Annotated in this window: 13 protein-coding genes; 11 read left to right on the top strand and 2 right to left on the bottom strand. The window is 66.1% G+C overall.

Annotated elements, in window-relative coordinates; translation table 11 throughout:
- Window positions 1-345: 345 nt before the first annotated feature.
- From Q8S38_RS24800 to ku (Q8S38_RS24775), 6 genes are all read left to right on the top strand, one after another.
- Window positions 346-1020, top strand: coding sequence for a FadR/GntR family transcriptional regulator (locus Q8S38_RS24800; RefSeq protein WP_305682987.1), 675 nt, complete (start codon window positions 346-348; stop codon window positions 1018-1020).
- A gap of 134 nt (window positions 1021-1154) precedes the next feature.
- The gene (locus Q8S38_RS24795; protein WP_305682986.1) at window positions 1155-2045 is read left to right on the top strand and encodes a fumarylacetoacetate hydrolase family protein; all 891 of its coding nucleotides are present in this window, start codon (window positions 1155-1157) and stop codon (window positions 2043-2045) included.
- Window positions 2046-2304: 259 nt separating this feature from the next.
- Window positions 2305-3192, top strand: coding sequence for a L,D-transpeptidase (locus tag Q8S38_RS24790; RefSeq protein WP_305682985.1), 888 nt, complete (start codon window positions 2305-2307; stop codon window positions 3190-3192).
- 206 nt (window positions 3193-3398) lie between these two features.
- Complete coding sequence (locus Q8S38_RS24785; RefSeq protein ID WP_305682984.1) at window positions 3399-3617, top strand: hypothetical protein; 219 nt, start codon at window positions 3399-3401, stop codon at window positions 3615-3617.
- A gap of 101 nt (window positions 3618-3718) precedes the next feature.
- Entirely contained in the window at window positions 3719-6487 is a 2769-nt protein-coding gene (gene ligD, locus Q8S38_RS24780; protein WP_305683007.1) for a DNA ligase D, read from the top strand.
- Between the two features lie 73 nt (window positions 6488-6560).
- Window positions 6561-7349, top strand: coding sequence for a non-homologous end joining protein Ku (gene ku, locus Q8S38_RS24775; RefSeq protein ID WP_305682983.1), 789 nt, complete (start codon window positions 6561-6563; stop codon window positions 7347-7349).
- 17 nt (window positions 7350-7366) lie between these two features.
- Here ku (Q8S38_RS24775) and ku (Q8S38_RS24770) read toward each other — a convergent pair whose 3' ends face one another.
- Window positions 7367-8230, bottom strand: a complete 864-nt coding sequence (gene ku / locus Q8S38_RS24770) for a non-homologous end joining protein Ku (RefSeq protein ID WP_305682982.1) — start codon at window positions 8228-8230, stop codon at window positions 7367-7369.
- Window positions 8231-8447: 217 nt separating this feature from the next.
- Between ku (Q8S38_RS24770) and Q8S38_RS24765 the strand changes: the two genes are divergently transcribed.
- From Q8S38_RS24765 to Q8S38_RS24755, 3 genes are read left to right on the top strand one after another with little or no spacing between them, the layout of a single operon-like run.
- The gene (locus Q8S38_RS24765; protein WP_305682981.1) at window positions 8448-8690 is read left to right on the top strand and encodes a hypothetical protein; all 243 of its coding nucleotides are present in this window, start codon (window positions 8448-8450) and stop codon (window positions 8688-8690) included.
- A 2-nt stretch (window positions 8691-8692) separates the two neighbouring features.
- Window positions 8693-9127 carry a hypothetical protein gene (locus Q8S38_RS24760; protein WP_305682980.1) on the top strand — a complete coding sequence of 145 codons (435 nt, stop codon included), beginning with the start codon at window positions 8693-8695 and terminating at the stop codon, window positions 9125-9127.
- A 48-nt stretch (window positions 9128-9175) separates the two neighbouring features.
- Window positions 9176-11134 carry an AI-2E family transporter gene (locus tag Q8S38_RS24755; protein WP_305682979.1) on the top strand — a complete coding sequence of 653 codons (1959 nt, stop codon included), beginning with the start codon at window positions 9176-9178 and terminating at the stop codon, window positions 11132-11134.
- 30 nt (window positions 11135-11164) lie between these two features.
- On the opposite strand, the gene Q8S38_RS24750 is transcribed toward Q8S38_RS24755, so the two are convergent.
- Window positions 11165-11677 (bottom strand): DUF6894 family protein, encoded by a 513-nt coding sequence (locus tag Q8S38_RS24750; RefSeq protein WP_305682978.1) that lies wholly within the window; start codon window positions 11675-11677, stop codon window positions 11165-11167.
- Between Q8S38_RS24750 and Q8S38_RS24745 the strand changes: the two genes are divergently transcribed.
- Both Q8S38_RS24745 and Q8S38_RS24740 read left to right on the top strand, forming a co-directional pair.
- On the top strand, window positions 11657-12763 hold the full coding sequence (locus Q8S38_RS24745) for a sensor histidine kinase (RefSeq protein ID WP_305682977.1): 1107 nt from the start codon (window positions 11657-11659) through the stop codon (window positions 12761-12763). The genes Q8S38_RS24750 and Q8S38_RS24745 overlap by 21 nt on opposite strands.
- A gap of 172 nt (window positions 12764-12935) precedes the next feature.
- Window positions 12936-13859, top strand: a complete 924-nt coding sequence (locus tag Q8S38_RS24740) for a manganese catalase family protein (protein ID WP_305682976.1) — start codon at window positions 12936-12938, stop codon at window positions 13857-13859.
- Window positions 13860-14007: the final 148 nt, after the last annotated feature.

Raw genomic sequence — 14007 nt, 5'->3', positions numbered from 1 at the left:
CAGCTAACCGCGCCGAGGAGCACAACATGTCGCGTTTCCGATCGGCTTCGGCAGAAGATGTGGCTCAGTCCCAAACACGGCTCACCGCAATTCGTGAGCGGCTCGGCGACACGGTCCCGACGATGCTCGCTCGAAAAGCAGCCCGCGTCGTCCGTCAGTCCATTCGTGACTGTCTGACTGGCCCACGGTTGATTTGCCGGCTGAGAACCAATTCGCCAGACGTTAGAGAAACTGCCGGGCGGCCCAGCTAAGACCTCGGAATGCGCCTAAAATCGCTTGTCATCCCGACGAGAATTGGTAGACCAATTCCAGTGCTCGGCACCAGCCGAACCCAAAGACATGGTCATGACCACGACGATACGACACGACCTCCGCGTCCGGGACTTCATCACGGACGCGATCCGCTCGGGCGCCTATCGCGCCACCGGCAAGCTTCCGACAGAGCGGGCGTTGTCGGAGCAGCTCGGCGTCCCGCGCTCGGCTGTGCGTGATGCGCTCGCGGTGCTCGAAAGCGGCGGCGCCGTGACGCGCATCGTCGGCAGCGGCACCTATGTGCGCGACCGGGAGATCGCCCCCGCCCTGGCCGAGCCTGGACCGCAGGCGGCCAGCCCGGCCGAGATCATGGAGGCGCGGCTGCTGGTCGAGCCGCAACTCGCCCAGCTCGCCGCCATCAACGCCGACCAGGCCGATTTCGAGCTGTTCGACGCGTGCATCCGCGAGGGCGATGCGGCCGACGACTTCGAGGCCTTCGAGCATTGGGACGCGGCCCTGCATCAGGCCATCGCCAAATCGACCCATAACCGGCTCGTCATCGATCTCTACGCGATGATCACCCGGGCCCGCGATCTGACGGCCTGGGGGGAATTGAAGCGCCGCAGCCTGAGTGCCGAGCGACGCGAGCATTACCGCCGGGAGCACCACATGATCGTGGCGGCCCTCAAGGCGCGCGATGCGGCGGAAGCCGAGAAGGCCCTGGTCGCGCATCTCGGTCGCGTCCGGAGCAACCTGCTGGGGCGCTGAACGCGGCCATCGGGCCCTTGGTTCACCAATAAGCCCGGCGCGTGAGTTTCGACCCTGATTGGTTGACAGCTTTGAGCACAGCGCTCTAGGTCTTGCTGGTCGCGCCGTGCGGGCGCTTTCTTCGGACACCTAACATGAAGCTCGCCATCTTTAGTCAAGGCACTGACAAGACGTCGGAAACGAAGCGACTTTGCGTCGTTCTCGGCGAGCAGATCGCGGATCTCTCGCAGGTGCCGGGCGCGCCCGTGACGATGGCGGCCTGCTGCGCTCTGGGCGATGGCGGGCTCGATCGGTTGACCAATTGGGCGGAAGTCGCGCCGAGGCTGCCGCTGGCCAGCGTCGTTTTGCATGCGCCGTTCCCGCGGCCGGCGCGCAACGTCTTCTGCGTCGGCAAGAACTATCACGAGCATGCCAGGGAGTTCGCGCAAAGCGGCTTCGACGCCAGCACCAAGGACGTCGTCCCCGAGGCGCCGGTGGTCTTCACCAAGCCGCCATCGGCGGTGATCGGCACGGGCGAGACGATACCCGGCCACCTCGATCCGACGCGGTCGGTCGACTATGAGGGCGAACTCGCCGTCGTCATCGGCAAGGGCGGGCGCGGCATCGCCAGCGAAAACGCGCTGGGCCACGTCTTCGGCTATACGATCGTCAACGACGTCACCTCGCGCCAGCTCCAGCACAAGCATCGGCAGTGGGTTCTCGGCAAGGGCATCGACGGCTTCTGTCCGATGGGTCCGGCGGTGCTGACCGCCGACGAGGTGCCCGATCCGCGAAAGCTCCGCCTGCGCACCTGGGTCAATGGCGACCTGCGCCAGGATGCGACCGTCGCCGACCTGATCTTCGACATTCCTACGCTGATCAGCTCGATCTCGGCCTACATCACGCTGGAGCCGGGAGACATCATCGCCACGGGCACGCCGGTCGGGGTCGGCATCGGGTTCAACCCGCCCAAGTTTCTGCAGAAGGGCGATGTCGTGCGCATCGCGATCGACGGGATCGGCGTGCTCGAGAACCCGGTCGGCTGACGAAAGCACGCTCGGCGCCTTTGGCGATGCTTCGCCATCGCGCACGGCGCCGCGCCCCCCGCGTGCGCGCCGAAGACCGCGGACCGCGCGGAACATCCATCGGCTCTGCCCGTATAGCTCTGGCGCAACGGCAACCGCTGGAAAACCCATGGTCAACTGCAGTCCTCTCCCGGCTAGACTTAGTATCGCGGTCATTGCGGCGCTCTGTTGGGTATTGGCCGCTCCGGCACAGGCGTTGACAGCCGCCGAGGTGAACGCCGTGACCTTCGCCGACCGGAACCGGGTGGACGTCGGAGGCGCCGATCCGTTCGTCGTCAAGGCGCAGGTCCTGCTGAGCCGGCGGAGCATCTCTCCGGGCGTGATCGACGGGATCGATGGCGAAAACTACCGCAAGGCGATTGCCGAGTTCCGCCGCCAGCAAAACCTGCCCGCAGCCGACGGCATCGACGAACTGGCTTGGCTGAGCCTCGGCGGTGAAACCGCCGTCGATATCATCGCTGCATACAGCCTGACCGAAAAGGACGTGGCTTACGATTTCGTCTCCGAGGTTCCGCGCGACTACGCCGAACAGGCCCGCATGAAGCACCTCTCCTATACGAGCCCGCGCGAAATGCTGGGCGAGCGCTTCCATATGAGCGAGGCGCTGCTGACCGCCCTCAACCCCCGCCAGGACTTCGCGGAGGCCGGCGCGCCCATCCTGGTCGCTTCGGGGCTTCGCGCGCCGGAGCCGGGCACGGCCGTCAGGGTCGACGCAATCAAGAGCACCGGCATGGTCATGGTCATCGGCGCAGCGGGTGAGGTGCTCGCCAGCTATCCCGCCACGATCGGCAGCGAAGACACGCCCTCGCCCTCGGGCGAGTTCACTGTCGAGCGCGTCGTGCGCAACCCGAACTACACCTACAATCCCGAGAAGAACTTCCAGCAGGGCGGCAACACCAGGACGCTGGTCCTGCCGCCGGGGCCCAATGGCCCGGTCGGGACCGTCTGGGTCGCGCTGTCGAAGCCGACCTTCGGCATCCATGGCACGCCCGAGCCGGCGAAGGTCAGCAAGACCAATTCGCATGGCTGCATTCGCCTGACCAACTGGGACGCCGAAGAACTGGCCACGCTCGTCACCGTCGGAGTGCTGGTGCGGTTCGTCGATTGACGATCGGGAAGGGACGCGTCGGCGCTGTGATGATGGCAAGCGCTGCATTCTTGTCCCGCGTCCAGTTGCGCCACGCAGCCCGGGCGGCCGGCCCCGCGCGTGGAGCGGGATACAGCAGACGTTGCGGCCGCGGTCGTTAAGACTAACGGTTATCACCAGAACTCTGATCACATTGACGCAACTGAGTGGGCCTTTAGAACAGCGTCATGATCAGCCTGTCATCTCGAATACTTGCGCGCAAGCGAGCCTGGCAGCGCTCGGTCTCGCTGTCGGCCAGCCTGTTGATACGCGACCATGGACCGAGCGCCGACCTCGCCGCCAGAGCCCTTCGTGACAGCGCGTCCGCCGAAGCCAACGATTTGGCGGTGCGGTTCTGGAGCGCCGTCGAAGAGGAAATCGCGATCCGGGCCGGGGCGGAGACATGATCGCGCGCCGACTTGTTCCCATGATGTCGCGCAGGGGTTTTTGAGCCCGGCGGAACCGACATCGCCGAGCCCTGTTTGCCTGTAATGGGCGCATGCGGGGAATTGTCGTGGAGAAGCTGAAGGCCTATCGCCAAAAGCGCGATTTCGAGAAGACGAAAGAGCCGGACGGCGAGGCCGAGGTCGCTCCTTCCAATCGGCTGCGCTTCGTCATCCAGAAGCACGATGCGACCCGATTGCATTATGACCTGCGCCTAGAACTGGACGGCGTCTTCCGCTCCTGGGCGGTGACCAGGGGACCCTCTCTCGATCCGGAGGACAAGCGCCTGGCGGTCGAGGTCGAGGATCACCCCCTGCCCTATGGCGATTTCGAAGGCACCATTCCCAAAGGCCAATATGGTGGCGGCACGGTCCAGCTCTGGGACCGCGGCCACTGGCAGGCCGAAGGCAAGCTCGATCCCGCGCGCCAACTGGAAAAGGGAGAGCTCAAGTTCGCGCTCGAAGGCGAGCGCATCAAGGGCAGTTTCGTGCTGGTGCGCATGCGCCACGACCGCGATGGCGGCAAGCGCACCAACTGGCTTTTGATCAAGCATCGCGACGAGCACGCAGTCGAAAGCGAAGGCGATGCGGTCCTCCGCGACGATAAATCCGTCGCGTCAGGCCGCAGCATGGCGGCCATTGCAGCCGGCAAAGGGCAATCACCGAAACCCTTCATGCTGAAGGAAACCGTGCTGACCCCCGATGCCGAGTGGGACAGCCGCAAGGGGCTGGCCGCAGACGAGAGGCAGAGCCTGACGAAGCCTGCGTCCCGCAGCAAGACCGGCGCGGGGAAGGCGGAGGCTGCTCAGAGGGGACCCGACAAGACGGAGCCCAAACAGACCGCCTCCCAGAGTGCTGCGTCCAAGAAATTGGCTGCGAATAGGGCCGTCTCCAGGAAAGCCACTGCCAGGAAGCCCCCATCCGCAGACATGCCGGACTTCATCGCACCGCAGCTCTGCCGGATCGTCGAGCGCCCGGCCAGTGGCGCGGGCTGGGTGCATGAGATCAAGTTCGACGGCTATCGCATGCAGATGCGGATCGAGGCCGGACAGGTCACGCTGAAGACGCGCAAGGGCCTCGACTGGACGGCAAAGTTCCAAGGGATCTCGGAGGCGGCTGGCGGCCTGCCGAATGCCATCATCGATGGAGAAATCGTCGCGCTCGACAGCCATGGTGCGCCGGATTTTGCGGCGCTCCAGGCCGCCCTGTCCGAGGGCAAGACGGACCACCTCGTCTTCTTCGCCTTCGACCTGCTTTTCGATGGTGCGGACGACCTGCGCCAACTGCCGCTGCTGCAGCGCAAGGACCGCCTGAAGACCTGGCTCGACGCGCACGCCGACGGCGTGATCCTGCGCTACGTCGAGCATTTCGAGACCGGCGGCGACGCGGTCCTGAAATCGGCCTGCAAGCTGTCTCTGGAGGGCATTGTCTCGAAAGCCGTCGATGCGCCTTACGTCTCCGGGCGCAGCGACAGCTGGACCAAGGCCAAATGCCGCGCCGGCCATGAGGTGGTGATCGGCGGCTGGTCGACCACCGCGGGCCAGTTCCGCTCGCTGCTCGTCGGCGTCAATCGCGGCTCGCAGTTCGTCTATGTCGGCCGCGTCGGCACCGGCTACAGCGCCGCCAAGGTTGCCGCGATCCTGCCCAGGCTCAAGGCGGCGACCGCTGCGTCCTCGCCGTTCACGGGCGCCAACGCACCCAGGCGCGAGCCCGGCGTCACCTGGCTGAAGCCCGAGCTCGTCGCCGAGATCGCGTTTGCCGGCTGGACCGGCGACGGCATGGTCCGGCAGGCCTCGTTCAAGGGCCTGCGCGAGGACAAGCCGGCCGAGGAGGTCGTGGCCGAACGCCCGGCAGACCCTGCCGAGGTCGAGACGCCGGAGCCGCAGCCGACCCGCTCACGGTCCCGCGCACGCGGCGGCCGCGCCGAGGTCATGGGCGTCAGCCTCAGCCATCCCGACAAGGCCTTGTGGCCTGACGCCGAGGACGGCCGCCCCGTCACCAAGCAGGACCTTGCTGAATATTTCGAAGCGGTCGGCGTCTGGATGCTGCCGCATATCAAGGGCCGACCCTGTTCGCTCGTGCGAACCCCTGACGGGATCGGCGGCGAGACGTTCTTCCAGCGTCATGCCGGCATGGGCACGTCCAACCTCTTCGAACTCGTGCGCGTTTTCGGCGACAAGAAGCCCTATCTCCAGATCGACAGGATCGAGGCCCTGGCAGCGGCCGCCCAGGTCGGGGGCATCGAGCTCCACCCCTGGAACTGTGTGGCGGGCGATCCCGAGGTTCCCGGGCGCCTGGTCTTCGATCTCGACCCCGGGCCGGGCCTGGGCTTCGGCGAGGTGATCGAGGCCGCCACGCTCGTGCGCGACAGGCTGACGGCGCTCGGGCTCACCAGCTTCTGCAAGACCACCGGCGGCAAGGGGCTGCATGTCGTCGTGCCGCTGGCGACAGGCAAGCGGGCTGCCGTCGACTGGCCGCAGGCGAAGGAGTTTGCTCGCGGCGTCTGTGCGGAACTCGCGCGCGAGCAGCCCTCCCGCTATGTCGTCAACATGGCCAAGCGGCTGAGAAACGGCCGGATCTTCCTCGACTATCTGCGCAATGACCGCATGGCGACGGCGGTGGCGCCTCTGTCCCCCCGGGCCCGGCCCGGCGCGCATGTGTCGATGCCGCTCGACTGGTCGCAGGTGAAGGACGGGCTCGATCCCAGCCGCTTCACGGTCAGGACCGTGCCCGCGCTGCTGAAAAAGACGAAGGCCTGGGACGGCTACGACGCCGCCGCGGGCTCGATCAAGGACGCGATCCGCAAGCTCGGGAAGCGCTCTGACGCGGCGTGAGTGTTTGAGCGGGTGCGGACCGGGAACGAACGGGCCTGATGGCGCGTTCTGCGGCGGGTGGAGGACTGCGATCATGGCGCCGAGGACGTTCTGGAAGGGCTATCTGAAGCTGTCGCTCGTGACCTGTCCGGTGGCGATGATGCCGGCGCGTTCCGAGAGTGAGAAGGTCCGATTCCACAAGCTCAACCGCAAGACCGGCAACCGCATCCAGAGCCGCTATGTCGATGCGGTCACCGGCAAGCCCGTCGCCGACGAGGACGAGGTCAAGGGCTACCCCAAGGGCGATGATGACTACATCGTCCTCGAAGACGACGAACTCGACTCGGTTTCGCTGGAAAGCACCCGCACGATCGACATCCAGACCTTTGCGCCGCGGTCCTCCGTGGGCTGGGTCTGGTACGATGCGCCACATTACCTCGTCCCCGATTCCAAGATTGGCGAAGAAGCGTTTTCGGTCATCCGCGAAGCCATGAAGCGGACCAAGACCGTCGGCATCTCGCGCGTCGTGCTTTATCGCCGCGAGCGGGCGGTGCTGCTGGACGCGCGCGACAACGGCATCGTCCTGTGGACCCTGCGCTATGGCGACGAGGTTCGGCCGGAGAAGGACTATTTCGCCGCGATCAAGCCATCCGAGCCCGATGAGGACCTGCGGCCACTGATGGACAAGCTGATCACGACGCGCACCAAGGACTGGTCGCCGGACCTCGCCCAGGACCCGGTCCAGGACGAGTTGCTTTCGATCATCAAGGCCAAGCAGAAGGGCCGCAAGCCGTCCAAGCCAGCCGCGCGTCAGCCCTCCGACGGCAATGTCGTCAACATCATGGACGCGCTGAAGAAGAGCCTCGAGCCGCGCCGGACGTGATCAACTCGCCTTCTTGATCAGCTCGCCTTCTTGCGCGGCTCCGCCTCAGCCGGCGCCTTGCGCTTCTTGGCATAGCTCTTCGCGGCTTTGCCGCCCTTGGCGGCGACACCCGTCTTGGCGCTCTCGCGCAGCGCGTCCAGCAGGCTGACGACCTTGGCCGGTTCCGGCCGCTTCTGGGGCTTGATCTTGCGGCCTTCGATCTTCGCCTGGACGAGTTCGGCGAGCGCGCTCTCATAGCGGTCGTCGAATTGCTTGGGATCGAAAGGGCCGGCCTTCGTCTTGATGATGTGCTCGGCGAGCTGCAGCATCTCGTCGTCGATCTTGATCGCCGGAATTTCGCTGAAGGCGTCCTGTGCCGAGCGGACCTCATAGTCGAAGTTCAGCGTGGTCGCGATCAGCCCCTCGCCATGCGGGCGGATCAGGATCGAGCGCATCCGGCGGAAGATGACCGTGCGTGCGAGCGCTGCCGATTGGCGCCCCTTCATGCCCTCGCGGATCAGCGCGAAGGCCTCGGCGGCGACGGGCGAGCTTGGCGAAACGTAATAGGGTTTGTCGAAGAAGATGTCGTCGATCTCGTCGCAGGGCAGGAACGTCTCGACGGTCAGGGTTTTGTCGCTTTCGGGGATCGCGGCGGCAATCTCCTCGGGCTCGAGGATGACGTAGTCGCCATCGCCCTTGTCGTAACCTTTTACCTGATCCTCGGCCTCCACGGGCTTGCCGGAGACCTCGTCGACGAACTGACGCTGGACGCGGTTGCCGGTCTTGCGGTTGATCGTATGGAACGAGATTCGCTCCGACGTCGAGGCGGCCGTGTAGAGCGACACCGGGCAGGTGACCTCGGCGATCTTCAGCGTGCCTTTCCAGACTGCGCGCGGGGCCATTGACGTCCTCCCGAAACGCTGAGGGGCAGCGCGGTCGAGCAACTTGCAGCACCGGCCATGGTTCCCTGCGAGCCGCGAAGCAGACGGCATCGCCTCCGGTCCGCGCTCATGGGCCAGAGGCGATGCGCCAACGCCTGGCGCCTTCGACGCCGGGACGGACGGAACAGCCGCCCCCCATCCGAGTTCAGCCGTCACGATCCAAGCTCAAAGGTGCATCATGGCCAACCCTGCGGATACCGCCGAAACGACCGAAACCGGCTTCATCGGCATGTCGCATTATGCCGATGCCCTCGAACCAGGCACGCCGTCGTCGGGGGGCGATCAGCCGAGGGGGCATCACCCGATCGAGGCGTCGGACCTGCAGAGCCTGCTCGTCGACGAGATCAAGGCGCGGCCGATTCGGGCGATCGCCTGGGCCGCCGCCGCCGGCCTGGCGATCGGGTTCTGGGCGGCTCGCTGAGCATGGCTGGCTTGTTCGCCGAGGTCACAGCGCCCGTCGTCGCCGCGCTCAGGCGGCAGGCCATCGTCTACGGCCTGATCAGCCTGGGCGGTCTCGTCGTCATCTTCGCGATGGGCTACGGGCTCGATGCAGGCCGCAACCTGCTCATGTTCCGCTATGGCCCGGTCTGGGCCAGCCTGATCGTCTCTGGCATCCTGCTCGCCATCGCTGTCGCTGCTGCCGGCGCGGCGATGCTGATCCGGTCCCGCAGGCCCCGCCCGGCGCCACCATCGCCCCCTCGGTCAGTAGCTCGCGAACGGCAGCCCTATTCGGCGGCGGCCATGGCTGCAGCCGGCGCGACGACGGCGGCCGTGGTCACCGCCATCGTCGTCCTCGTGAGATCGCGAACCGGGCGGACGCTCATGGCAAGGCTGCGCAAATCCTTGGCGCCAGCGTGATCGAACCCACACGAAGCCGTCTTTCTGGTCCCAGGGGATTCAAAACAAGTGGCTGACACACGCTCGCCCGGCCCCAAGCCGATCCTCACCTTGCCGCAGCGCCTCCCCACCGTCGCAGCGCCCGCAGGCCTGGGAACCGCCGCCACAGGCGCGCTCATCATCGGCACGCTCTATGTGGGCCGCGAGGTGTTCGTGCCCGTGGCGCTGGCGATCCTGTTCAGCTTCGTGCTCGCGCCACTGGTGAAACTGCTCCAGAAGATCCGCTTGCCGCGGTCGATCGCGGTCGTCTTCGTCGTCATCTGCGCGTTTGCAGTCGTGGCCGGGCTGGCGGTGTCGATGGTCGGGCAGGCGTCGCAGCTAGCGGCCGATCTGCCGACCTATCAGAACACGATGCGCGAGAAGATCGCGTCGCTGAAGGGAGCCGGCCCGGGCACCGGCGTGCTGTCGCGGGCCGTCGACGTGCTCCAGGAACTCGGAAAGGAGCTTGACCGGCCGGACCGCACGCCTGCGGGACAACAGCTCTCGCCTGCGACCGACAGCCGGCCGATCCCCGTCGAGGTCCACCAGCCCCGGCCCGGAGCGTTGCAGACGCTGCAGGCGTTCCTGACGCCGCTCATCCACCCGCTGACGACGACGGGGATCGTGGTGATCTTCGTCGTCTTCATCCTGCTCAAGCGCGAAGATCTGCGCAACCGGTTCATCCGGCTGACGGGCACCTACGACCTGCAGAAAACCACGGCCGCCTTTGACGACGCCGCCAAGCGGCTGAGCCGGCTGTTCCTGACGCAATTGCTGCTGAATTCCGGCTTCGGTCTGCTGATCGGCTCAGGGCTGTGGTTGATCGGCGTGCCGAGCGCGCTTCTCTGGGGCATCCTCGCCGCGATCTTGCGCTTCGTGCCTTATCTCGGCGCCATTCTTTCGGCGGTCTTCCCCATGGTGATCGCCGCCGCGGTGGATCCCGGCTGGACCATGCTGGCTTGGACGGCTGCGCTGTTCCTGGTCGCGGAGCCGCTCGCCGGCCATGTCGTGGAGCCCCTTGTCTACGGCCGCACGACCGGTCTCTCGCCGGTGGCCATCGTCGTCGCAGCGACGTTCTGGACCTGGCTGTGGGGCCCGATCGGTCTGGTGCTGGCGACGCCGCTGACGGTGTGCCTCGTCGTGCTCGGGAGGCATGTCGACCGGCTCCAGTTCCTCGACGTCCTGTTGGGCGACCGCCCGCCCTTGTCGGCCCCGGAGATCTTCTACCAGCGTGTCCTGGCTGGAGATCCCGCGGAGGCGGCCGACAAGGCCGAAGAGGTTCTCAAGGAGCGCTCTCTGTCCGCCTATTACGACGAGGTCGCCCTGGAGGGACTGCGCCTCGCCTCCGGCGATGCCGCGCGTGGTGTCCTCGATGTGCAACGGCAGGCGCAAATCCTCGATACGGTTCGCGAAGTCGTCGACGACCTCTCCGATCACCAGGACCGCAGGCCCACCTCAGGCGAGATCACACTCGACGCCGAAGCCGGCGCGGCGGTGGACGAAACCGACGAGGCCGAGGGCTCCTCGGACCTGCCGGTCCTCACCGACGACCAGCTGAAAGAACCGTTTCGCGGCGAAGATCGGGTCGTCCTGGTCGCGGCCCAGTCGAGCCTCGACGAGGCGGCGGCGCTGATGCTGTCGCAGATCCTCGGCAAGCACGGCTTGTCCTCGCGGGTCCTGCCGCCCGACACCCTGTCGAGCAGCCAGCTGTCGGCGCTCGTGCAGTCGGGCCCTGCCCTGATCTGCCTTTGCTATCTCGCCGAGCAGAGTGACGCGCATATGCGTTACGCCATCAAGCGCCTGCGTCGGCGGATGCCATCGACGCCGATCGTGCTGGCTTCCTTGGCGATGGAAGACGCGATCATCGATACGCAGATCGCAGACCGGACAGAGACCTCGCTGAGAGGCGCGAGCAGGGCCTGTATCGAACTCGCTGCGGTCGTACCGGAGCAGACCGGAGCGCCACCCGATACTCGGCGCTCGGCTTGACCGCAGGCCCGTGCGCCGAGGAGCCGGTCATCAGCGCCGTCGGCCACCCGGCCGGATATCGAGAGCTAGGGCGACGTCACGCGCGGCGGCATCCGCCTCCTTGTCCTCCCGGACCAGATCATCCTTGGTCTTGGCGGTGAAATGCAGAGCGGCGACGTAGATCTCGTCGCCGCTCTCGTCGCGAACCCTCACCGCGAAATCGGCCCTCTTTCCACTCGGCAACCCTTCGCGGGCCATCTCCGTCAGCGCGATCTGGGCATCGTCCACGGCCGCCTCTGCGTCGCGGAACTCGAGAGGGTCGTCGCCCCGATCCTCCAAGCGATCGGTCGCCGTTATGATCGTGAACTTCGGCATCGCACGTGGTCCCTCGACCCCTGGAGGGAACGGAACCAGGGATCGAGTGTTCCCCGGCATCGGCAATTCAGTTTTGGACGCCGACATCATTCCGCTGTAGCGCTGACCCCATAGGGCGCAACGGACGGTGGCAGCCGGTGTGCCGCCGTCGGCGAGGATGGTTCGGCGATGGCTGATCTGCAGATGCATGACACGGCAGAGGTCGACCGCCTGAACGCGCTGGCGAGTTTTGCCGTCCTCGACACCCCGTGCGAGCAGGATTTCGACGAGATCGCGCAACTGGCGTCCAGCCTTTGCGAAACCCCCATCGCCGTCGTCAATCTGATCGGACAAGGGCGCCAGTTCTTCAAGGCCGAGGTGGGTCTCGGGGTGCGCGAAACGCCGCTGGATTCGTCCTTTTGCGCCAAAGCCATTCTGGAAGACGAGTTCTTGATCGTGCCGGACGCCACCAAGGACGCCCGGTTCGACGGCAACCCGCTCGTCACCGGTGAGCCGGGATTGCGCTTCTATGCGGGCGCGCTTCTGAAGACCGATCGCGGTCACGCCATCGGCACGTTGTGCGTTCTGGATTATCAGCCGCGGCAGCTGTCGACGCTGCAGCAAGACGCGTTGAAGGTGCTGGCGCGCCAGGTGATGCGCCAGTTCGAGCTGCGCAAGGCGGTCCGCGAGCGGGACGCCGCTCTTCAGCAGCTGGGCGTCCTGAACGGCGAACTCGCCCACCGCATGAAGAACACCCTGGCCATGGTGCAGGCCATTGCCAAGCAGACCTTGAAGGGCGTCTCGGAACGCGACGCTGTGGAGGCGCTGGGCCGCCGGATCGCCGCCTTGGGGGCAGCGCATGATCTGCTGCTGCAGGAGAACTGGACAGCCGCGCCCTTTCACAAGGTCATTCGCTTGCTCCTCGACCTCCACAGCGACGGCGACCGGATTGAAATCTTCGGCCCCACCCTCGATCTGGGGCCGAAGGCGACCCTGTCGATGACACTGCTGCTGCACGAGTTGGCCACGAACGCCGTCAAGCATGGCGCCCTGTCGGTGGCGAGCGGCAAGGTCGATCTGTCGCTGAGCATCGATACCGACCGCGCCGCGCCGTCGGTCACGTTGACCTGGCGGGAATCGGGAGGTCCGGTGGTTGGCGAGCCCAAGCGCCGCAGCTTCGGGTCGCAGCTCATCCAGATGGGCCTGGTCGGCAAGGGCGGTGTCGACGCACGCTATCGGCCCGAAGGGCTCATCGTGACGTTCGAGGCGGCCCTGGCCGACGTCCGGAATCTCTGAAGCGCCTCTGAGCGCGAGGTGTTTGCAGTCGCGAGCCGCCCCGCCCTGCTTCCTCCACCGGAGGTTTCTCACGACCCCGTCGACAGAACCGTCTCTTTTCGACGGTTCGCCGCGGAGCCGGAACGGCCCATCGACGGGCCGGTTGGTCTCTCAGGATCACAGGAGAGCCACCATGTTCATGCGCGTCGACAAGTTGCAGGCCGAGCTGCCCGCCCCCAAGAAGAAAGACCCGAACGCCGCCGCAGCCCTGCAGGAGCTGCTCGGCGGCAAGTACGGCGAGATGTCGACCCTCGGGAACTACATGTTCCAGAGCTTCAACTTCCGCAGCAAGGACAAGCTGAAGCCGTTCTACCACCTCGTCGCCAGCATTACCGCCGAGGAACTCGGCCATGTCGAGCTCGTCAGCAACGGCGTCGCCATGCTCAACAACGGCCCCGACAATGATGGCGACGAGACCGATGGCGGCGACATTTCTGGCGCGCCCCATGAGCTGATGAAGGACATCCGGCTCGCGGCGGGCTTCTATTCGAATGGTGGCGGCGCCACGCCCGTCAACAGCAACGGCGCTGGCTGGAACAACGACTTCATCACCACGACGGGCAATGTCGTCACCGATCTGCTGCACAATTTCCATCTCGAATGCGGCGCAAGGCTGCACAAGCTGCGGGTCTACGAGACGCTGTCGGACCCGACCGGCCGCGAGGTCTGCGGCTATCTGCTGGTGCGCGGCTCGGTGCACGCCCATGCCTATGCGCTGGCCTTGAAGCACATCACCGGCGTCGAGATCGAGAAGATGCTGCCGACGCCCAACATCGATCTCAGCAAGATCCCGGAATGCCAGAAGTACCTCGACGAGGGCTCGCACCGGCGCCTCTACACCTTCAGCCCCAACGACTACAAGGCGATGTCGGGGATCTGGGGTGGCGGCGAGATGGCGCTGCCGGGCGACCCGCAGGGCGAGCTCGAAGTGGTCGACGGCATGCCCGAAGGCGGCAAGATCCACCAGCTGACGGGCGTGCCCTCCGCCTTCACCCCGGACTATGCGCCCGAGGAAATGTTCGAGATCGCCGAGAAGCTCTACAAGAAGTCGCGCTGATCCCGATGGCAGCCGGCCGCGTGCCGGCTGCCCCACACGCGCCGAACGTCCACGGCGCGAGTTCGCGCTTTGCGTGTCGGATCCCCCGCCCATCTGAAGGATCCGGCCCGCGGGCCTGTCGCGGACATCGTCAGGTCCTCTGCCGGCG

Source organism: Allobosea sp., assembly GCF_030695125.1.
GTDB lineage: Bacteria > Pseudomonadota > Alphaproteobacteria > Rhizobiales > Beijerinckiaceae > Allobosea.
Note: the sequence above shows the minus strand (reverse complement) of the source record. Positions and strands in the feature narration are given on the sequence as shown.

Coding starts and splice junctions, on each gene's coding strand:
- Q8S38_RS24745 (WP_305682977.1), top strand. CDS start 11,657: ATGGCTGATCTGCAGATGCATGACACGGCAGAGGTCGACCGCCTGAAC.
- Q8S38_RS24800 (WP_305682987.1), top strand. CDS start 346: ATGACCACGACGATACGACACGACCTCCGCGTCCGGGACTTCATCACG.
- Q8S38_RS24765 (WP_305682981.1), top strand. CDS start 8,448: ATGGCCAACCCTGCGGATACCGCCGAAACGACCGAAACCGGCTTCATC.
- ku (WP_305682982.1), bottom strand. CDS start 8,230: ATGGCCCCGCGCGCAGTCTGGAAAGGCACGCTGAAGATCGCCGAGGTC.
- Q8S38_RS24750 (WP_305682978.1), bottom strand. CDS start 11,677: ATGCATCTGCAGATCAGCCATCGCCGAACCATCCTCGCCGACGGCGGC.
- Q8S38_RS24795 (WP_305682986.1), top strand. CDS start 1,155: ATGAAGCTCGCCATCTTTAGTCAAGGCACTGACAAGACGTCGGAAACG.
- Q8S38_RS24785 (WP_305682984.1), top strand. CDS start 3,399: ATGATCAGCCTGTCATCTCGAATACTTGCGCGCAAGCGAGCCTGGCAG.
- Q8S38_RS24760 (WP_305682980.1), top strand. CDS start 8,693: ATGGCTGGCTTGTTCGCCGAGGTCACAGCGCCCGTCGTCGCCGCGCTC.
- Q8S38_RS24740 (WP_305682976.1), top strand. CDS start 12,936: ATGTTCATGCGCGTCGACAAGTTGCAGGCCGAGCTGCCCGCCCCCAAG.
- ku (WP_305682983.1), top strand. CDS start 6,561: ATGGCGCCGAGGACGTTCTGGAAGGGCTATCTGAAGCTGTCGCTCGTG.